The 18,647-nt window shown below is 68.9% G+C and carries 17 protein-coding genes; 8 read left to right on the top strand and 9 right to left on the bottom strand.

Going from position 1 to position 18,647, the window contains the following annotated elements:
* Nucleotides 1-33: 33 nt before the first annotated feature.
* Both TPAU_RS22045 and TPAU_RS22040 read left to right on the top strand, forming a co-directional pair.
* Nucleotides 34-483, top strand: coding sequence for a hypothetical protein (locus TPAU_RS22045; RefSeq protein ID WP_147291114.1), 450 nt, complete (start codon nt 34-36; stop codon nt 481-483).
* A 528-nt stretch (nt 484-1,011) separates the two neighbouring features.
* Nucleotides 1,012-1,512 carry a hypothetical protein gene (locus TPAU_RS22040; RefSeq protein WP_049825899.1) on the top strand — a complete coding sequence of 167 codons (501 nt, stop codon included), beginning with the start codon at nt 1,012-1,014 and terminating at the stop codon, nt 1,510-1,512.
* Nucleotides 1,513-1,581: 69 nt separating this feature from the next.
* On the opposite strand, the gene TPAU_RS18560 is transcribed toward TPAU_RS22040, so the two are convergent.
* From TPAU_RS18560 to TPAU_RS18535, 6 genes are read right to left on the bottom strand one after another with little or no spacing between them, the layout of a single operon-like run.
* Nucleotides 1,582-3,783, bottom strand: a complete 2,202-nt coding sequence (locus TPAU_RS18560) for an AAA family ATPase (protein ID WP_013128285.1) — start codon at nt 3,781-3,783, stop codon at nt 1,582-1,584.
* 33 nt (nt 3,784-3,816) lie between these two features.
* Entirely contained in the window at nt 3,817-4,716 is a 900-nt protein-coding gene (locus TPAU_RS18555) for a CDP-alcohol phosphatidyltransferase family protein (RefSeq protein ID WP_013128284.1), read from the bottom strand.
* Nucleotides 4,713-5,435, bottom strand: coding sequence for a phosphatidylserine decarboxylase (locus TPAU_RS18550; protein WP_013128283.1), 723 nt, complete (start codon nt 5,433-5,435; stop codon nt 4,713-4,715). Before TPAU_RS18550 ends, TPAU_RS18555 begins: the two co-directional genes overlap by 4 nt.
* Nucleotides 5,436-5,491: 56 nt before the next feature.
* Nucleotides 5,492-5,803, bottom strand: coding sequence for a GlsB/YeaQ/YmgE family stress response membrane protein (locus TPAU_RS18545; RefSeq protein WP_013128282.1), 312 nt, complete (start codon nt 5,801-5,803; stop codon nt 5,492-5,494).
* A 15-nt stretch (nt 5,804-5,818) separates the two neighbouring features.
* Nucleotides 5,819-7,027, bottom strand: coding sequence for a molybdopterin molybdotransferase MoeA (gene moeA / locus TPAU_RS18540; protein WP_013128281.1), 1,209 nt, complete (start codon nt 7,025-7,027; stop codon nt 5,819-5,821).
* Nucleotides 7,024-8,391: a dipeptidase gene (locus tag TPAU_RS18535; protein ID WP_013128280.1), complete on the bottom strand. Its 1,368-nt coding sequence runs from the start codon at nt 8,389-8,391 to the stop codon at nt 7,024-7,026. Before TPAU_RS18535 ends, moeA begins: the two co-directional genes overlap by 4 nt.
* Before the next feature lie 185 nt (nt 8,392-8,576).
* Between TPAU_RS18535 and TPAU_RS18530 the strand changes: the two genes are divergently transcribed.
* On the top strand, nt 8,577-9,761 hold the full coding sequence (locus TPAU_RS18530; protein ID WP_013128279.1) for a DUF7373 family lipoprotein: 1,185 nt from the start codon (nt 8,577-8,579) through the stop codon (nt 9,759-9,761).
* Nucleotides 9,758-10,951: a DUF7373 family lipoprotein gene (locus tag TPAU_RS18525; protein ID WP_147291113.1), complete on the top strand. Its 1,194-nt coding sequence runs from the start codon at nt 9,758-9,760 to the stop codon at nt 10,949-10,951. The genes TPAU_RS18530 and TPAU_RS18525 overlap by 4 nt, the downstream gene beginning before the upstream one ends.
* 51 nt (nt 10,952-11,002) lie before the next feature.
* Here the strand turns inward: TPAU_RS18525 and TPAU_RS18520 are convergent, their stop codons facing one another.
* On the bottom strand, nt 11,003-11,464 hold the full coding sequence (locus TPAU_RS18520) for an SRPBCC family protein (protein ID WP_013128277.1): 462 nt from the start codon (nt 11,462-11,464) through the stop codon (nt 11,003-11,005).
* 325 nt (nt 11,465-11,789) lie between these two features.
* Between TPAU_RS18520 and groL the strand changes: the two genes are divergently transcribed.
* Both groL and htpG read left to right on the top strand, forming a co-directional pair.
* Nucleotides 11,790-13,412 (top strand): chaperonin GroEL, encoded by a 1,623-nt coding sequence (gene groL, locus TPAU_RS18515; protein ID WP_013128276.1) that lies wholly within the window; start codon nt 11,790-11,792, stop codon nt 13,410-13,412.
* Nucleotides 13,413-13,557: 145 nt separating this feature from the next.
* The gene (htpG, locus tag TPAU_RS18510) at nt 13,558-15,480 is read left to right on the top strand and encodes a molecular chaperone HtpG (RefSeq protein WP_013128275.1); all 1,923 of its coding nucleotides are present in this window, start codon (nt 13,558-13,560) and stop codon (nt 15,478-15,480) included.
* Between the two features lie 16 nt (nt 15,481-15,496).
* Here the strand turns inward: htpG and TPAU_RS18505 are convergent, their stop codons facing one another.
* Nucleotides 15,497-16,318 carry a helix-turn-helix transcriptional regulator gene (locus tag TPAU_RS18505; RefSeq protein ID WP_013128274.1) on the bottom strand — a complete coding sequence of 274 codons (822 nt, stop codon included), beginning with the start codon at nt 16,316-16,318 and terminating at the stop codon, nt 15,497-15,499.
* A 103-nt stretch (nt 16,319-16,421) separates the two neighbouring features.
* Here TPAU_RS18505 and TPAU_RS18500 point away from each other — a divergent pair, with 103 nt between their 5' ends.
* A complete protein-coding gene (locus tag TPAU_RS18500) occupies nt 16,422-17,162 on the top strand; it encodes an SDR family oxidoreductase (RefSeq protein ID WP_013128273.1) in 741 nt (246 codons plus the stop codon).
* An 18-nt stretch (nt 17,163-17,180) separates the two neighbouring features.
* Nucleotides 17,181-17,708 carry a mycothiol transferase gene (locus TPAU_RS18495; RefSeq protein WP_013128272.1) on the top strand — a complete coding sequence of 176 codons (528 nt, stop codon included), beginning with the start codon at nt 17,181-17,183 and terminating at the stop codon, nt 17,706-17,708.
* Here TPAU_RS18495 and TPAU_RS18490 read toward each other — a convergent pair.
* Nucleotides 17,685-18,611 (bottom strand): LLM class F420-dependent oxidoreductase, encoded by a 927-nt coding sequence (locus TPAU_RS18490; RefSeq protein ID WP_013128271.1) that lies wholly within the window; start codon nt 18,609-18,611, stop codon nt 17,685-17,687. The two genes, TPAU_RS18495 and TPAU_RS18490, sit on opposite strands and share 24 nt — an antisense overlap.
* Between the last annotated feature and the right edge of the window lie 36 nt (nt 18,612-18,647).

Genomic DNA, 18,647 nt, shown 5'->3' with positions numbered 1-18,647 from the left:
CCGGTGCAGTATGTCGGGAGCTGAAGGGACCAGATGACGGATCGTCCGACCACACGTTCGCGGGTAGCCGCTCGCCACCGGCCGCGCCGCGCGACGCGGGGCCTTGCGGCCGTCATGGCCGCCGGCGCGGTGCTCCTGAGTGCGGGATGCGGCGACGAGCCGGCGCAGCCCGCGACCTCGGTCTCGCTCCCCGCGTCGTTCCCCAAGGACGAGGTTCCGCTGGTCGACGGGACGCTCATCGACGCCGGTGAGCGTGCCCAGGGCGGCACCACCGTGTACAACGTGACCGTGCAGGCGCAGCCCGGTGGCTTCGATGTGGCGAAGAAGAAACTGACCGATGCGGGCTATCTGGCGCTCGGCGACGGTCCCGAGGGGGGCAGCCGGTCCGCTCAGTTCTCCGGCAAGGGCTATGTGGTCACCGTGAGCACCGTGGACGGCGGAGCCGTCCCCAATGCCGTCTACTACCTGATCAGCAAGGGCTGACCGCGTCAGAAACCGGCGATAATCTGGTCGCGCTGCTATTTGCGCTGTGACCTCGGATAGTGCCGGTTTCGGTAACCGGGCCGTGCACAGCGAAGCGTATGGAACCTCGTTTCTCCACAGCCCGTCGCCCCAGGCGTCCGATCGATGGTGTACCAGAGTGACGATCGATTCATGGACGCGAGGAATCTGGTGGTGCAGTGCGCAGCGGCCGACGGAGGCGTGGTCTCGCGCCGACGTCTCATCCAGGTGGGCATAGACGCATCTATCGTCGATGAACTGCGCAGACGTGGGGACCTGCGGGTGATTCGTCGCGGCTGGTACCAACTGCCCGGAGCGAGGTCCGATGTCGTCGCGGCGGTCCGTGCGGGTGCGGTGCTCACTTGCGTCTCCGCTCTCGCGTACCGCACCGGCGTATGGATTCCACCGCGGGACGGCCGACTCCACGTGCGATGGTCCGAGCACCGTTCCCGCCCACGATTTCCCCGGCAATGCCGTTCCTTCCACCCGTTGCGAACGCCGACGCGAGCGGTGGACCCGCTCGGAATCGCTCTGACGTGCGCGGCGAACTGCCTGCCCGCGGATATCCTCGTCGCCGTCCTGGATTCGACCTTGCGGATGCCTGTCCCGTTCACTACCGAGAATCTGCGCCGACTCTTCGCGAACGCGCCGCAGCGGGTGACCGGGCTGTTGGACCGGTTGGACCCGTACGCTGGTTCGGGCACCGAGTCGATCACCCGATTCCGATTGCAGCGCGCCGGCATTCGGGTGCGGAGCCAAGTTCAGATCCCGGGTGTGGGGCGTGTCGATCTCCTCGTAGGCGACAAGCTCATCATCGAGTGCGACAGCGAGGCCTATCACGGTGGGGCGCAACGCCGGGCGGATATCCGACGCGACCGGGCGGCCACCGTGGGGAACTATCGGATTCTCCGGGTGGACTACCACGACGTGATGGGTGGTTGGGACGGCTTCTTCGCCGAGGTCACCGCTGTGATCAAGCGCCGCCGACATCGCGGGGCACCCGACTTCTGAAACCGGCGCAATCCAGGCCGCAGTGACGCATATTTCCGCGAGTCCTCGAAAATCGCCGGTTTCAGAACGCTACGTGCTCCGGCGGTCCGCGTAGGCCTGGAGATCGGCGACCTGCGCCGGGTCCAGTGACGGACGCACCACCCGTCTGGCGGCTTCGACGTCGTCGGCGGTCACGGTGGCGGTGTCCATGTCCCGGCGCATCGCGGTGAGTGCGGCCTCTCGGAGCAGGGCGGTGCAGTCGGCAGCCGAGTAGCCGTCGAGTTGCTCGGCCAGGGCGGATAGGTCCACGTCCGCCAACGGAATTGCCCGCGACGCCGTTCTCAGGATCTCGGCACGTGCCTCGGCGTCCGGCGGCGGCACGAAGATCAGCCGCTCCAACCGACCCGGACGCAGTAGCGCGGGATCCACCAGATCGGGACGGTTCGTCGCGCCCAGCACCACCACGTCGCGCAGTGGTTCCGCGCCGTCGAGCTCGGTGAGCAGGGCGGCCACGACCTTGTCTCCCACACCGGAATCCGAGGACTGGCCGCGCCGCGGGGCCAGGGCGTCGACCTCGTCCAGGAAGATCAGCGACGGGGCGCTGCCCCGGGCCCGTGCGAACAGATCACGCACCGCCTTCTCGGATTCGCCGACCCATTTGTTCATCAGCTCCGCACCCTTGACCGCGTGCACGGACAACTGGCCGGAGGCGGCCAATGCCCTGACCACGAAGGTCTTTCCGCACCCGGGCGGACCGTAGAGCAGGACGCCGCGCGGCGGCTCCACACCGAGCCGGGCGAAGGTATCGGGGTGGCGCAGCGGCCACAGCACCGTCTCCGTGAGGGCCTGCTTCGTCTCGACCATATCGCCCACATCGTCGAGAGTGATCGATCCGACGGAGACCTCCTCCGCCGCCGACCGCGACACCGGGCGGATGACGCCGAGCGCGCCCACCAGATCGGGTTGGGTGATCGAGACCTTCTCGTCGGTGCCCACCACGCGGGCGGCGGCGCGGAGCGCACCCTCTCGGCACAGCGCGGCGAGATCGGCGGCCACGAATCCCGGTGCCTTGAGCGCCACCTCGTACAGATCCACATGGTCGGTCGGGGCGTCCTGGAGCAGGAGCGCAAGCAGTCGCTCGCGCTGCTTCGCATCCGGGAGGTCGATCGCCACCGTCCGGTCCGCCAGATCGGGTTCGCGCAGCCGCGAATCCACCTCACTCGGCGCGGAAGTGGTGGCGAGGAAGGCCACCCGCGGTGTCGCCACCGCCTTGCGGAGCTCGTCGAGAATCATGGTGGACACCGGCTCCCGCTGTGCCGGCAGCAGGGCCTCGATATCGCGGACCAGGAGCGCCGCTCCCGAACCGTCGACCGCGGCGCGCACCCGCGCGACCGCATCGCGGACCCGGGCGAGCCGGGCCTCGGGCTCCAGCGCTCCGGTGAAGGCACCGTCGAGCTCGATCAGCGGGCGCGGCGCGACGACGGAGCGGGCGACGGTGGCCTTACCGCCGCCCGTGGGGCCGGTGATCAGCACGCCGAGCCGGGCGGGCGCGCCGAGGGTGGCGAGCAGCTCCGGCTCGTCGAGAGCCAGGCTGAGCCACTCGGTGAGCCGCTTGACCGCGGTGTCGGCGCCCACCAGATCGGACACGGGGCGCACCTGCGCGGCATCCGCCTCGGCCTCGGGAAGTGGCTGTTCCACAGTGACCGTGACCTCGCCGCCCGCCGGCGCGGCACCGGCGTCATCGGCCCACAGCACCGCGGAATTCGGCTGTACCGACACCGGTCCCGGCGCCGGATCCACGGAGACCACGGTCAGCAGCTCGTTCGTCCACGTGATCCCGACCAGTCGCGAGAGCTGCTGCGTCGCATCCGCGTTCGACGTTCCAGGGCCCAGATCGCGGGGGAGCAGGGAGACGCTGTCGCCCGGCATCATCACCTTGCCCAGCAGCGCCTGCCGGAGCGCGGCACCGTCGAGGGCGTTGCGTGTGAGGGTCGAACCTCGCAGCAGCACCCGCTTGGCGCCGTACACGGTGGCGGGCGAGATCACCACCGTCGCGTCCTCGCGGAGCCCGCAGTTGGTGATCGTCAGCTCGTCGAGCAGGGCGGTTCCGGGTGCGGTGCCGGACGGGGCCGCTGCCACGACGGCGGCGGTGCGACGCGAGCCGAGGAGTTCGATCCCGTCCCATTCCCGCAGGCCGAGCGCGGCCAGCGCTTCGGGGTGGATCCGGACGATGCCCCGTCGGGCCTCCAGCGCGGAGGTCTGCAGGCGGACGGTGAGCGAAAGGTTCGGCACAGTGTCAACAGTAGAGCCCGCAGCGCAGCGTCGTCAGTCCTCGCGGGTGGGCCGGCGCAGGCCGAGGCGCGCGGCGGAGCGTCGCGTGCCCTGGTGGGCGGCCCGGCGCCGCGGGCGCACGGGTCGGCGCTGTTCGCGGCGCATGGCGCGCCGCTCGGCCGGTTTGCTGTCCCAGGCCGACGGCCGGGCCGCAACCCAGCGCTGCGAACGCCACGCGAACGGGATGTGCAGCAGGTAGACCGCCACCACGACCAGCAGCGCGATGTACGGATAGGTGAGGATCAGCGCGACCAGTCCCGCGACCGCGATCAGCACGCCTGCCGCCTTGGCGGGCTGCACCGTCATCGTCTTGAAGCTGGAGGTGGGGATCCGCGAGACCGTGAGCGCAGCGACGAACAGCGTCCATCCGCCCACCACCGGCGTACTCGACCACCAGCCCTCGCCCCATTCCTGGCGGGCGGCCAGCGGAGCCAGTACCAGCATCGCACCGGCCGGCGCGGGCACCCCGACGAAGAAGTCCTTGGTGTACGCGGGTGCGGTCGGATCGGCGGCGAGGGTGTTGAACCGGGCCAGCCGCAACACCATCGCCACCACGTAGACCAGCACCACGATCCACCCGGCGGGATTGCCGGGGAAGCACACGAAATACAGCATCAGCGCCGGAGTCACGCCGAAGTTGATCGCATCGGCGAGCGAATCCAGCTCGGCGCCGATCTTGGTGGACGCACTCAGCAATCGCGCCACGCGTCCGTCCAGGCCGTCCAGGATCGCGGCCACCACGACCAGTGCGATCGCCAGGTCGACCTTGCCCTCCGCGGCGAACCGCACTCCGGTCAGGCCCGCGCACAGGCCCGCCACCGTCAGGATCGACGGCAGGAGGAGGACACCGATGGGGCGCTGGGGGGTGTCGGCCGGCCCGGATTTCGTGGTCACGGCAGGTGCGCGATCACGGTCTCCGCGGCCACCGCGCGCTGACCGCTGTAGGCGGTGAGCTCGGTGCCCGCCGGGAAGTAGGTGTCGACCCGCGAGCCGAACCGGATGATGCCGTAGGTCTCGCCGCGCTCGAGTTGGTCGCCGACGGCGCAGTCGGTGCGGATGCGGCGCGCCACCAGACCCGCGATCTGCACGACGCCGACGGGGCCGTGCTCGGTGGCGAGCCGGACCGTGGTGCGCTCGTTGGCGTCGCTGGCCTCGGGGAGGTCGGCGGAGAGGAAGGCGCCGGGAGTGTGCACGACGGCATCGACGACACCGGCGAGCGGTGCGCGCTGAACGTGCGCGTCGAACACCGAGAGGAAGATCGACACGCGCGGCAGCGGTTGGTCGCCGAGGTCGAGCTCGGCGGGCGGCACGTGCGTGTCGACCAGCGTTACCTCGCCGTCGGCGGGTGCCACGGCGACGCCCTCGGCGGTCGGAGGCACGCGCGGCGGGTGCCGGAAGAATCCGGCGCACGCGGCGGCCGTGAGCAGTGCGGGGACGCGGATCCAGCCCTTCCGGTAGCCCACCGCCGCCACCGCGAGCGACCCCGCGATGAACGGGGTGCCCGCGGGGTGCAGGGGTGGGACGGTATGACGGATCAGCTCGGTGACGTGGCCCAGCCCGGTGGAGTGCTCGGTGAGCTGGCCGTCGACCGGCGTCTGGGGGCGACGCGCCACCTCGGTTCCTCTCGATTCACGGTCATGGTCGGGTCACAGTGTCTCACCCGAGGGGGTCAGCCTTTGCGACCGGTGACCAGCTTCACGACGAAGAGCAGGATGCAGGCACCGACCAGCGCCGTGACGAAGGTGAGGAACCAGCCGAACCCGCCGGTCTGCACGTCGAAGAGGCGCAAGACGTAACCCCCCAGCCAACCGCCGACGCAGCCGACCACGACGTTGAGGATGATGCCCTGTGACTTGTCGGTGCCCATGATCTTGCTGGCGATCCATCCGGCGAGGCCGCCGATGATGATCCACGCGAACCAGCCGGGGCTGAAGTTCTTCGACGCGAGCATGACGGTATCGGCGGTGTACTGGGTGATCATGACTGCCTCCTGAGGTCAGCGGGTCAGGTCGATGACGTCCACCGGCTCGCCTGCGGCCAGATGTTCGACCGCGGGCGGGATGTCCAACAGACAATCGGCCTTCGACAACCATCGTAGGTAGTGCGACCCCGGCCCACCGACAACCGAGACCGAATCGGTACCGTCGGCTCCCCGGACCAGCCGTCCGCGCTGGAATTGGCGCTTCCCGGGCACGGAATCGACTGCTTCTGCAAGCACGGCACGCCGCCGTGGACGGTCCGCCGGCAGGCCCATCGCCGCCCGCAGGGCGGGCCGGAGGAAGACTTCGAAGGACACCAGGGCACTGACCGGGTTACCGGGGAAGGTGACCACGGGGACGCGGACGCCGCCCAGGTCGACGGTGCCGCATCCCTGCGGCATCCCGGGTTGCATGGCCACCTTCGTGAACTCCAGGCCGCGCCCGGTGAAGGCGTCCTTGACCACCTCGTAGGCGCCCGCACTGACACCGCCCGTGGTGACCAGTAGGTCGACTCCACCGCGCGCCACCCGCTCGGCGAGCCGGGCGAGCAGCACGTCGGCGGAGTCCTCGACGAAGTGCAGGACCTCCGCGTCGGCCCCGGCCTGCGCCAGGGCTGCGGCCAGCATCGGCGCGTTGGACTCGTAGATCTGTCCCGGTGCCAGGGTGCCGCCGGGCTCGACCAGTTCGGAGCCGGTCGAGAGGACGAGCACGCGCAGAGGTGCGAGTACGGGCACCGTCGTGAGCCCGAGAGCCGCGGCAAGTCCGACGGCCGCGGGTCCGACGACCTCTCCGGCCGTGAGCGCGGTCTCGCCCGCGGCGATGTCGTCGCCGGCACGGCGCAGGAACCGGCCGGCCTGAGGCGCCACGTCGATCCGGACTTCGTCGGTTCCGCCGTCGGTGTGCTCGACGGGGACGATCGCGTCGGCACCATCGGGCACCGGGGCGCCGGTCATGATGCGGTGCGCCGTCCCGGGAACGAGCGGCGGTACATCGGTACGGCCGGCCGGAATGTCTGCGGCGACGGGAAGGACCGCGGCCGCGATCGCATCCTCGGTGCGCACCGCGTACCCGTCCATCGCGGAATTGGTGAACGGCGGCAACGAGATCGGCGCCGCGACATCCCGCGCAAGCGCCCGGTCCAGGGCGTCCGACGGAGCCGCCTCGATGGTGCGCGCGGCCGGGATCAGCGCGGCGACCGCGGCCCGGTGTTCGTCGACTGGTTTCACAGCGAGGTCAGCAGGATCGCCTCGGCGAGCGCGGTCCGCTCCAGTTCGCGGGGGTCGACCGATTCGTTGGGTGCGTGGATCCGGCACAGCGGCTCCTCGACGCCGAGCAGCGCGATCTCGGCGGACGGCGCGGCCTTGCGCAACCGCGTACACAGCGGGATCGAACCGCCCTGGCCACTGGTGACCACCTCGGCACCGTCGTAGGCCTCGGTGAGGGCGGCGCGCAGGGCGTCGTAGCCGGGGCCGGTGGTGTCGGCGGCGAAGGGCTCGCCGGTGGACTCCACCTCGGCGTCGACGTGCGCACCCCACGGCGTGTGCGCCTTCAGGTGCGCGACCAGCAGGTCGCCCGCGGCGCGGGGATCGGTGCCCGGCGGTACCCGCAGGTTCAGCAGCGCGGCGGCGCGGGGCGCGATCGCTGCTGCCGCAGTGGCGGTGGCGGGGGCGTCGAGGCCGATCACGGTGACGGCCGGTCGCGCCCAGAGTTGATCGCCGATCAGGCCGGAGCCGAGTATCTCGGTGCCGTCGACAAGCGCGGCGTCAGCGCGGAAGGCAGCCTCGTCGTAGGGCTCGCCGGCCCAGCGGGCGGAGGTGTCGAGGCCGTCGATCGTGGTGTTCCCGCGTTCATCGCGCAGCGTCGCCAGCAGCGCGATCAGTGCCGCGAGCGCATCGGGGGCGGCGCCGCCGAATTGGCCCGAGTGCAGGTCGGATCGGCCGGTGGTGAGTTCGACCCGCACGCTCGCGACCCCCCGCAGCGAGGTGGTCAGCGTCGGACGTCCCACAGCGACGTTGCCGGTGTCGGCGATGAGGATGAGATCGGCGTGGGCGAGGTCGGGACGCTGCGCGATCAGATCGTCGAGGCCCTCGCCGCCGCCCTCTTCGGACCCCTCGACGATGACCCGTACCCCCACCGGCAGGCCGCCCGTGGCCTCCCGCACGGCGCGCAGGGCGGTGAGGTGCGCGACCAGGTTGCCCTTGCAGTCGGCGGCGCCGCGCCCGTACCAGCGCTCGGCCCCGGCACCCGGGCCCGGGCGCGAGGTGAGGGTGAACGGATCGGATTCCCACTGCTCGCGGGGGCCGGGCGGCTGCACATCGAAGTGGCTGTACAGGAGCACGGTCTTGGCTCCGGCGGGCGCCGGGGTGTGGCCGACCACCGCGATCGATCCGTCCGATGTCGAGATCTGCTCGATGTTCTCGATCCCGGCGCCGCCGAAGGCGTCGGCGACCCAGTGCGCGGCGGCCCGGTTCGGTTCCTCGCCGAATTCGGGAGAGGCGTGCACGGAGGGCAGCGCGACCAGTTCCGCCAGATCGGCGCGGGCCTGCGGGAGAAGTCCGCGGACGATGTCTCGAACGCTGGTCTCGGTCATGGGGAAGCCTCCACCGTCGCAGGGAACCGTAGTCGGGCTCACGATAGCGCGGCTTAAGCCGCGCGTTGGTGCCCGCTGTTTGCATGGTCGCACCGCACCGTGTGCAACCGTACGGCGGTCGATGCGGTTCACCGTCGAATATCCTGCGTGCAGGTCGCACGGATCGCGAGGAGTGAGGGGACTCGATGAGGAAAGCGTATGCAGCCGTGGTGGCGCTGGCGGGGCTCGCTCTCGCCGGATGCTCGACGACGGTCGCCGGAACGGCCGTCGAGGATCCGTCGGCGGTGCCGCGGCCGGACACGGGGACATATCCGACGACGCCGCGGCAGGTGGGTCCGCCGAGCGCCGATATGGCACTGGCGTTGGAGGGGCGCCGCATGGCTGAGACGGCGCCGCGGATCAGCGATATCGATTCGGCCATTCGCTACGGCGGCAGTAGGTTCGCCGCGGGCAGGCTCATTGCCGGGCCGTCGAGTGTGCGCTCCACCTTCGGGCCCGTCGCGGACGGTGCGCTGGACCGACGCGAGCTGGGCTTCCTGATGGGCGCGAGCAACGTCCACAGCGGTGGGGCCGTCGATCCGAACGTCAAGAACCGCGCGGTGACCGCGGGTGTATTCCGTATGCCGGACGGCGCCGCGGCCGCGGCCGCGGTCACGCCACGGCTGCGCGATAAGGACAGTGCCTCCACTCCGGATCGCAACCCTGTCGACATCCCCGGCTACTCGGCCGCGATCGCGTACACGGCGGACTACAAGCTGATGAACCAGGACCCGTCGACGGTGGCCTTCCTCGCGTACAAGCAGTACGTGATCGCTGTCTACGGCAACTGGTCGCCGGATCAGGTCCGCGCGTACTTCGACCGACAGACGAAGGGACTCGACGGATTCACCCCGACACCGCTGGACAAGGTCGCGCAGCTCCCGATGGACGAGGCCGGGGTCGCCAAATACACGCTGGCACCCCCGCAGTCCGATCCGACCCGGGACGGCAGCATGCCCGCTACCGTCGCCCTCCTCGGACAGTCGGACCTCATCGCGTCCAAGAAGGACTTCGACGAGGCGGGGGTCGACGTCGTCGGTCAGGGCAGTAACACCGTGTACCGCGCCAGGGACGCCGCCGGTGCGACGCGGTTGAAGGATGCCTTCATCGCGGAGACGAACAGCGCCTACGGGGAGAAGCAGCCGGTGACCGCTACGGGAGTGCCCGGCTCCGCATGCCTGCGCCTGTCGCCGTACCCGGGCTCCGATTCCAGGTTCACCTACTGCGTCGTCGCCGTCGGGCGATATCTCGCGGAGGTGTCCGCCGTGCAGCAGAACCAGGCCTTCCAGGCACTGGGCGCTGGCTACCTGATGCTCAAGGACGCCCAGTGAGCTCAGCGACAACGCGAATGCGATTCTGCAGCACCGCGATCGCCGTCTCGGCCCTGGTTCTCGTGGGGTGTTCGACCACGGTCCGGGGAACCCCGGTAGCCGATGAAGCAGCGGTCGCCGCGCAACTCGACGTGGGCTCCTATCCGAAGAAGCCCCGCACCATTGCGACCCCGAACGACTCCACCGCGCGGGCTCTGGAGGCCAGCAGGCTGGCGGATACCGTTCCCTTGCTGCGCGAGATCGATCCCGCATTGCGGTACGGCGGAGGTGGATATCTGGGAGATCGCGGTGCGCTCAAGCTGTCCCTGTCGGTGTCGTCGTCGCTGAGCGATGCGGTCGGCGATTTCGAGCTCGGCGCCACCTTCTCGGCGAACGATCACAAGCCGGGCACGACTGGTAATCGAACCCGGGAGCTCACCGTCGCCGTCGTGCGGATGGCGAGCAGGGAAGCGGCAGCCAAGGCCGTCGCCTCGCCCGAGTTCCTGAAGCCGGGCCGCTATCCGGACACGGAGGAAAGGCCCGTATCGCTTCCCGATCGTCCCTCGGCGGTCGCGTTCTCCACGGAGTGGAAGACGCTGAAGAACTGGTCGGTCGAGGCGATCATGCAGGTCGGTGAGTACGTCGTCGGCGGGTTCGCCGCGGCGCCGACGGTAGCCGAATCTGCGAAGTATCTGTCCGATTTCCTTGGCCGGCAACAGAAGAACCTGGAGACCTTCGCATCGACCCCGCTGGACAGACTGGGCACGCTCAAGGCGGACCCGGAAGGTATCGTCCGCCTGACTCTGCCGTCCACGGCGGCCGGGGTGTGGGCAACGTCCGTGTCCGCCCTGGGGCGTTCGACCGATATCGAGTTCGCGCAAAGGGCATTCACGGAGACCGGCGTCGATCTCGTGGGATACGGCGGCAACTCCGTGTACCGCACCCGCGACGCTGCGGCCGCCCGTGTCCTCGCGGATAAAGAAGACGAGTGGAACCGCAGCACCTATCCGGCGGGCTCCGTGCCGACCACCATCACGGTCGCACCGGGCGCACGGTGCTGGACCCACCCTGAGTTCGAGGGGAGTAAGGACACCACGACCCAGTGCGCAGTCGCACGCGGACGGTACGTGGCATTCATCACCGACGGGCAGACGACGAAGGCGCTCCAGGCCGCGAACGCCTCGTATCTCGTCCTGGGGGAAGCGGACTGAAACACGGAGGGCGCGCGAGAATCCTCGCGCGCCCTCCGTGGTGTCCGTCCGCTATGCGGCTTCGGACTCCGTCTTGATGTGCGAGAGCGTCTGCTTCATCCCGACGAGCAGCCCGCGCTCGAAGTCCTCGTTGCCTCCGAGGAGCGCGCCGACCAGGATGCTGCTCACCGCGGTGGTCCTGCCGCCCGCGGCCTCGCGACGCTCGACGACGGTGACCTTGCCGTCCTCGGGCACCAAGGTGAAGCTCCACACGGTGTGGTTCTCGGCGACGCGGAAGGCGATCCGCTCGTTCTCCTTGAACTCGATGACCTTGGTGTTGGTGGGCCACACGCGCCAGCCCTGCTTGTTGATGTTCAGCATCCGGGTGCCCTCCTTGATGGGGCCGCCGAAAACGAAAACCTTCTTGCACTGCGGGCTGCGCTTGCCCATGCCTTCGAGGTCGGAGACGACCGACCAGACCTTCTCGATGGGGGCGTCGATCACGACGCTCGACTCCAGTACGGGGGTTGCCATGGTCGGATCCTACCCGGCGGTAGGAAGGCGCTGTGATCCATGCCGCAGCACGGTGCGGAGCCGGACCCGTGCGCCGCGCGCGCTGCGGCGGCTACCGGCCCTCCGTGGACGAACGTCTTCGACCTTGCACTCGGCACCGTCGAGTGCTAGAAACGACTTAGCACTCGGATTACGTGAGTGCTAGGTCGGGAAGGTGAGACCGGGCCCTCCGCGCAACCCGCGGGGGTGACACGCCGGGTCGTCCGTCGCGGGCATCGAATCGACCTAGAAGACGTGTCCAAAGTACGGGCCGAAACGGGCCCCTATCTGGAGGAATCACTTCGCAATGGCCAAGATCATCGCGTTCGACGAAGAGGCCCGCCGCGGTCTCGAGCGGGGCCTGAACGCCCTCGCCGACGCTGTCAAGGTGACGCTCGGCCCCAAGGGCCGCAACGTCGTTCTGGAGAAGAAGTGGGGCGCACCCACGATCACCAACGACGGTGTCTCCATCGCCAAGGAGATCGAGCTCGAGGATCCCTACGAGAAGATCGGCGCCGAGCTCGTCAAGGAGGTCGCCAAGAAGACCGACGACGTCGCGGGCGACGGCACCACCACCGCCACCGTTCTGGCCCAGGCGCTCGTGCGCGAGGGTCTGCGCAACGTGGCTGCGGGTGCGAACCCGCTGGGCCTCAAGCGGGGCATCGAGAAGGCCGTCGAGGCCGTGACCGAGCACCTGCTCAAGGAGGCCAAGGAGGTCGAGACCAAGGAGCAGATCGCTGCTACCGCGGGCATCTCGGCCGGCGACCCCGCCATCGGTGAGCTCATCGCCGAGGCCATGGACAAGGTCGGCAAGGAAGGCGTCATCACCGTCGAGGAGAGCAACACCTTCGGTCTCCAGCTGGAGCTCACCGAGGGCATGCGCTTCGACAAGGGCTTCATCTCCGGCTACTTCGCCACCGACGCCGAGCGTCAGGAGGCCGTGCTCGAGGACGCCTACATCCTGCTCGTGTCGAGCAAGATCTCGACCGTGAAGGACCTGCTGCCGCTGCTGGAGAAGGTCATCCAGTCGGGCAAGCCGCTCGCGATCATCGCCGAGGACGTCGAGGGCGAGGCCCTGTCGACGCTCATCGTCAACAAGATCCGCGGCACCTTCAAGTCCGTCGCCATCAAGGCCCCGGGCTTCGGCGACCGCCGCAAGGCGATGCTGCAGGACATGGCGATCCTCACCGGTGGCCAGGTCATCTCCGAGGAGGTGGGCCTCTCGCTGGAGACCGCCGGCCTGGAGCTGCTGGGCCAGGCCCGTCAGGTCGTGGTCACCAAGGACGAGACCACCATCGTCGACGGTGCCGGTTCGAAGGAGCAGATCGAGGGCCGGGTCTCGCAGATCCGCGCCGAGATCGAGAGCAGCGACTCGGACTACGACCGGGAGAAGCTGCAGGAGCGCCTCGCGAAGCTGGCCGGCGGCGTCGCCGTCATCAAGGCCGGTGCCGCTACCGAGGTCGAGCTCAAGGAGCGCAAGCACCGCATCGAGGATGCCGTGCGCAACGCCAAGGCCGCCGTCGAGGAGGGCATCGTCGCCGGTGGTGGCGCTGCTCTCGCGCAGTCGGGCAAGGTCTTCGAGACCCTCAACCTCGAGGGCGACGAGGCCACCGGCGCGAACATCGTCAAGGTCGCGCTGGACGCCCCGGTCAAGCAGATCGCCATCAACGCCGGCCTCGAGCCCGGCGTCGTGGCCGAGAAGGTCCGCAACTCGCCCGCTGGCACCGGCCTCAATGCCGCCACCGGCGTGTACGAGGACCTGCTGGCCGCCGGCATCAACGACCCGGTGAAGGTCACCCGCTCGGCGCTGCAGAACGCGTCGTCGATCGCGGCCCTGTTCCTCACCACCGAGGCCGTCGTCGCCGACAAGCCGGAGAAGGCCGGTGCCCCGGTCGATCCGACCGGTGGCATGGGCGGCATGGACTTCTAAGTCCCGCCACCCGGCTCGTAGCGAAAGGGCCCGGGCACCGATTTCACGGTGCTCGGGCCCTTTTCTATGCCCGGGATCCGTTCGTGCAGAAGAAGTTTTGGCATAATCGACGGTGAGTGATTCCGGGGAGACGAGAGGAAACGTCGTGACCACACAGACCCTGCAATTCCAGGCCGAGACCGATCAGCTGCTGTCGCTGATGATCCACTCCGTGTACTCCGAGAAGGACATCTTCCTGCGCGAGCTGGTCTCCAACGCATCGGATGCCCTCGACAAGCTGCGGCTCGAGGCCTACCAGGACAAGGATCTCGATGCCGATGTCTCGGACCTGCACATCGACCTGATCCCGGATGCCCAGGCGCGCACCCTCACGATCGCGGACAACGGGATCGGTATGACTCGCGACGATGTCGTCGAGCTCATCGGCACGCTCGCCAAGTCCGGCACCGGTGAACTCCGGCAGAAGCTGGAGGCCGCGAAGCAGGCCAAGGAACAGGGTGCGTCCGCCGAATTGATCGGTCAGTTCGGTATCGGTTTCTACTCGGCGTTCATGGTGGCCGACCGAGTCACGCTGGTGACCCGCCGTGCCGGTGAGAACACTGCCACCCGATGGGAATCCGAGGGACACGGCAGCTACACCATCACCGATCTCACGGGCGACGACGTCCCCCCGGCTCACGGCACCACGATCACACTGCATCTGCGCGCCGAGGACGACGACGACAGTCTGCACGACTACACCTCCGCACAGGTGCTGCGCAGCATCGTCCGCCGGTACAGCGATTTCATCGCGTTCCCGATCCGTCTCGTCACCGCCGCCCCGGAGGCCCCCGCGGAGGATGCCGACGAGGCCGGCGACACCGGACCCGAGACGCTCAACTCGATGCAGGCGCTGTGGGCCCGTCCCAAAGACGAGGTGACCGACGAGGAGTACGCCGACTTCTACCGGCACGTCAGCCACGCCTTCGATGAGCCGCTGGAGACCATCGCGGTCCGCGCCGAGGGCACCTTCGAATACCAGGCGCTGCTGTTCATCCCGACGATGCCGCCGTTCGACATGTTCTACCGGAACACGAAGCCGGGGCCCGCGCTGTACGTCAAGCGCGTGTTCATCATGGACCACTGCGAGGCATTGCTGCCCGGCTATCTCCGGTTCGTGACCGGTGTCGTGGACGCGCAGGACCTCTCGCTCAACGTCTCCCGCGAGATCCTGCAGAACGATCGCCACTTGGTGATGATCCGCAAGCGCCTCGTCAAGCGGATCCTCCAGACGATCACCGCGATGCAGGAGAACGAACGCGAGAAGTACGACACCTTCTGGTCGTCGTTCGGCGCGGTCCTCAAGGAGGGGTTGCTCGACGATCACGACAACCGTGACACCCTGCTCAAGGCATCGTCGTTCGCGTCGACCTTCAGCGCGGACGGAACCACGGGGCTGGCCGAGTACGTCTCGCGCATGCCCGAGGGGCAGGACGTGATCTACTACGCCACCGGTGAGTCTCGCTCGCAGCTCGAATCCTCGCCGCATCTGGAGGCGTTCGCGGCGAAGGGGTTTGAGGTACTGCTCCTCACGGATCAGGTCGATGAGCTGTGGACGCCCGGCGCCGAATTCGATGGGAAGCGGTTCGTGTCCGTCGCCAAGGGCGAAGCTGATCTCGGCGATGACGCACCGCAGGCCGAGGGCTTCGAGCCGCTCACCGAGTGGCTGGCCGGTGTGCTGGAGGACAAGGTCTCGGGTGTGCGGCTGACCTCGCGGCTCACCACGTCACCCGCCTGCCTCGTGGGTGGCGAGTTCGACCTCACGCCCCAGCTCGAGCAGATGTACCGGGCCAGTGGTCAAGAAGTGCCCCGCACTCGCCGGACGCTGGAGTTGAACCCGGACAACGATCTGGTGAAGTCGCTGCGCGATCGGGTTGCTGCCACCGAGAACGCAGGAGAGGACGAATCGCTCGCGGACGCCGCCGAGGTCCTGTACGGCACCGCGGTGCTCGCGGAGGGCGGCAGCGTCGCCGACCCGGCGGAGTTCGCGACCGTCCTCGCCCGAACCCTGGCGCGCACGGTGAGCTGAGCTCGTAACACAACGGTCAGGAGGTGCGCGCCACACGGGCGACGAGCGCGTCGATCGCTCGAACCGAGGGCGTGCCCTCCCTGGCCTGGTAGGCGACGACGAGTTGTCCGGGGGCAGCCGCGACCTCAAGAGTCGACCACTCCAACTCCAGCACCCCGAGGTCGGGATGCGCGATCACCTTGCCGCCGTTGGTCTTCGCTTGGACCTCACCTTCGCCCCACAATCTGGCGAAGAGATCGCTGCGTATAGACAACTCGCCGACGAGCTCGACGAGCCGCGGGTGCGATGGATTGGCGCCTGACAGCGCCCGCAGGTTACCGACGCTTTCCCGGGCGACGGTGTCGTAGTCCACGAAGACCGCCTGAGAACGCGGATCCAGGAATAGGGATCGAGCCATATTGTCGCCGACCCGCAGCCCGATTCCGCGGTGCAACTCCTCGCCCGCGGCGTTCGTTCCTATCAGGTCGAGCAGAGAATTGGTCACGATTGTCGGATTCGGCCATGAGTCGAGCAACCGACGCAACATGGGCGAGATGTCGTCGACCACGTCGCCGCCGCGATCGACGGGAAGAGCAGCGAGCCGCGCCAAGTGCGCGGCACCGTCGCCGTCGAGCTGCAGAACGTCGGCGAGCGCGCCAACCACGGCGGCAGAAGGCCTTCGGTCCCGTCCGCGCTCCAGGCGTACGAGATACTCGACACTGATCCCGGCGCGGGCCGCCACCTCTTCACGTCGCAAGCCGGGCGTTCGCCGTACGCCCATTGCGCGCAAGCCGAGTGTCGCTGGGTCGACCCTCTCGCGACGGGCCCGGAGGAACTCGCCGAGCAGGTTGTCGTCCACGCTTCTCACGCTACCGAATCGCCCGGGGGCAGCCAGGTAGCACGACTACCCCGTAGTGTCCCGGTCTGCCACCGTTGGTGCGGACCAGGCAACGTCCCCTGCCATGACCTACGACTTGCAGAATCGCACAGCACTCGTCACCGGCGCCGGATCCGGGATCGGAGCCGCTACCGCCGCCGCCCTTGCCGCGGCCGGAGCTCGCGTCGCCCTCGTCGGCCGCCGCGCAGATAGGCTCGCCACGGTAGCAGCGGAAACCGGCGGCGCCTACGCCGTCGCCGACGTCACCGACCGAGCTGGACTGGAGACAGCGGTCGCCGACCTCAGGCGTGAGGTAGGGCCGTTCGATCTCGTCGTCGCCAACGCGGGCACCATGCTGGCAGCCCCCTTCGACGCTGCGGACCCCAGCGAATGGGACCGGATGATCGCTACCAATGTGACGGGCCTGCTCAGCACCGCACGGGCGGCTATCAACGATCTGAGCGCCGCCGCACAGGAGGGGCCGGCAGATCTGGTGCTGATCAGTTCCATCGGCGCCGACGTGGTCATGCCGGGGTACGCGGTGTACTTCGCGACCAAAGCGGCCGTCACCCACCTGACGACCAATCTTCGCGCCGAGTTCGGCCCGCGCGGGGTACGCGTGCGCGCCATCGAGCCGGGGATGACCGCCTCCGAACTGGGACACGATATGGCCGATCAGCAAGCCCAGGAGTCCTTGCGACAGTTGGTGGCCGAGATTCCGCCGATCTCCGCCGCCGCGATCGGTGACGCTGTCGTGTGGAGTTCGGCGCTTCCTGTGAACGTCAACGTCGCATCGATGATTGTGCTGCCCACGGTGCAGGGTTGATCGGCGTACCGTCGAGGTATGGATGACGCCACCGCAGCGCGGGATGTCCTCATTGATGCGTTCGGTCGGCTTCTGGAGCATGCGGAGGCGGTGACCGGAGGTCTGGATACCGACATCGCGAATCGGCGGATCGTGCCGGGGGCGAACACTATTGCCTGGCTGGTGTGGCACAGCGCCCGGGTGATCGACGCGCAACTGGCGCCGATCGCCGGTGTCGAGCAGGTCTGGACCGGAGGAGACTGGTACGGCCGGTTCGGGCTCGACCTGCCGCCCGACTCCACCGGCTACGGGCATTCCCGCGCGGAGGCCGCGCAGGTCCACGCCGGCGAGCCACTGCTCGCCGGATACTTCGAGGACGTCTCCGCGATGGCGCGCCGGTACCTGGCCGGCGTGGGCGTCGAGGAGCTCGCCCGTGTGATCGACCCTGCGTGGGATCCGCCGGTCACCGTCGCCGTTCGGCTGGTGAGCATCGTCGACGACTGCGCCCAGCACCTGGGCGCAGCCGCCTTCCTCCGCGGGGTTCTAGAGCCCGGCGACCTGCGGTAACACCTCTGCACCGATCCATTCGACGTGCGCGAGGTCGCTCTGATCGAGCACCTGAAGGTACACGCGCTCGGCACCGGCCTCGGCGAACGTGCCCAGCTTGTCGACGATCTCGGTGGCGGAACCGGTGAGACCGTTGCTCCGCAGCTCGGGTAGCTCGCGACCGATGGTCGCGGCGCGGCGCGCGACCGTCGCCTCGTCGGGCCCACCGCACACCACCTGCGCAGCCGATTTCACGATCGACTGCGGATCGCGGCCGGCTGCCTCGGCGGCGGCATCGATTCGGGCCCACACCGCCGCGGCCTCCTCGACCGGGACGAAGGGCGTGTTGTACTCATCGGCGAACCGGGCCGCGAGCGCTGCGCTGCGCTTCTTTCCTGCGCCGCCCAGCACGATCGGTACGTGCGCCTGCGCCGGCTTGGGAAGCGCGGGGGAGTCGACCACCGAGAAGTGCTCGCCGCGGAAGGTGTACGGCGCTGTGGCCTCCCACAGTCCGGTCACGATCTCGAGGGTCTCCTCGAACCGCGCGAATCGCTCCTTCACATCGGGGAAGGGGATCGCGTAGGCGGCGTGCTCCTCGGCGAACCATCCCGCACCCAGGCCGAGTTCGACACGGCCACCGGACATCTCGTCGACCTGAGCCACCGAGATCGCGAGCGGTCCGGGGAACCGGAACGTCGCCGATGTGACCAGGGTGCCCAGCCGGATCGTGGAGGTCTCCCGGCCGATGGCGCCCAGAGTGATCCACGAGTCGGTCGGGCCGGGCGCACCGTCGACGTTCATCGCGACGTAGTGATCGGAACGGAAGAACGCCCCGAACCCGGCCGCCTCGGCGGTCCGGGCCACGGCGAGCTGATCGGCGTAGGTGGCGCCCTGCTGGGGTTCGACGAAGATGCGTAGCTCCATACCCCCACTCTGCCGCACCGCGGTCGACCGTGGGCG

The organism is Tsukamurella paurometabola DSM 20162 (genome assembly GCF_000092225.1).
Classification (GTDB): Bacteria; Actinomycetota; Actinomycetes; order Mycobacteriales; family Mycobacteriaceae; genus Tsukamurella; species Tsukamurella paurometabola.
Note: the sequence above shows the minus strand (reverse complement) of the source record. Positions and strands in the feature narration are given on the sequence as shown.

Coding starts and splice junctions, on each gene's coding strand:
- TPAU_RS18500 (WP_013128273.1), top strand. CDS start 16,422: ATGACCTACGACTTGCAGAATCGCACAGCACTCGTCACCGGCGCCGGA.
- TPAU_RS18545 (WP_013128282.1), bottom strand. CDS start 5,803: ATGATCACCCAGTACACCGCCGATACCGTCATGCTCGCGTCGAAGAAC.
- TPAU_RS22045 (WP_147291114.1), top strand. CDS start 34: ATGACGGATCGTCCGACCACACGTTCGCGGGTAGCCGCTCGCCACCGG.
- TPAU_RS18535 (WP_013128280.1), bottom strand. CDS start 8,391: ATGACCGAGACCAGCGTTCGAGACATCGTCCGCGGACTTCTCCCGCAG.
- TPAU_RS18495 (WP_013128272.1), top strand. CDS start 17,181: ATGGATGACGCCACCGCAGCGCGGGATGTCCTCATTGATGCGTTCGGT.
- groL (WP_013128276.1), top strand. CDS start 11,790: ATGGCCAAGATCATCGCGTTCGACGAAGAGGCCCGCCGCGGTCTCGAG.
- TPAU_RS18520 (WP_013128277.1), bottom strand. CDS start 11,464: ATGGCAACCCCCGTACTGGAGTCGAGCGTCGTGATCGACGCCCCCATC.
- TPAU_RS18530 (WP_013128279.1), top strand. CDS start 8,577: ATGAGGAAAGCGTATGCAGCCGTGGTGGCGCTGGCGGGGCTCGCTCTC.
- TPAU_RS18490 (WP_013128271.1), bottom strand. CDS start 18,611: ATGGAGCTACGCATCTTCGTCGAACCCCAGCAGGGCGCCACCTACGCC.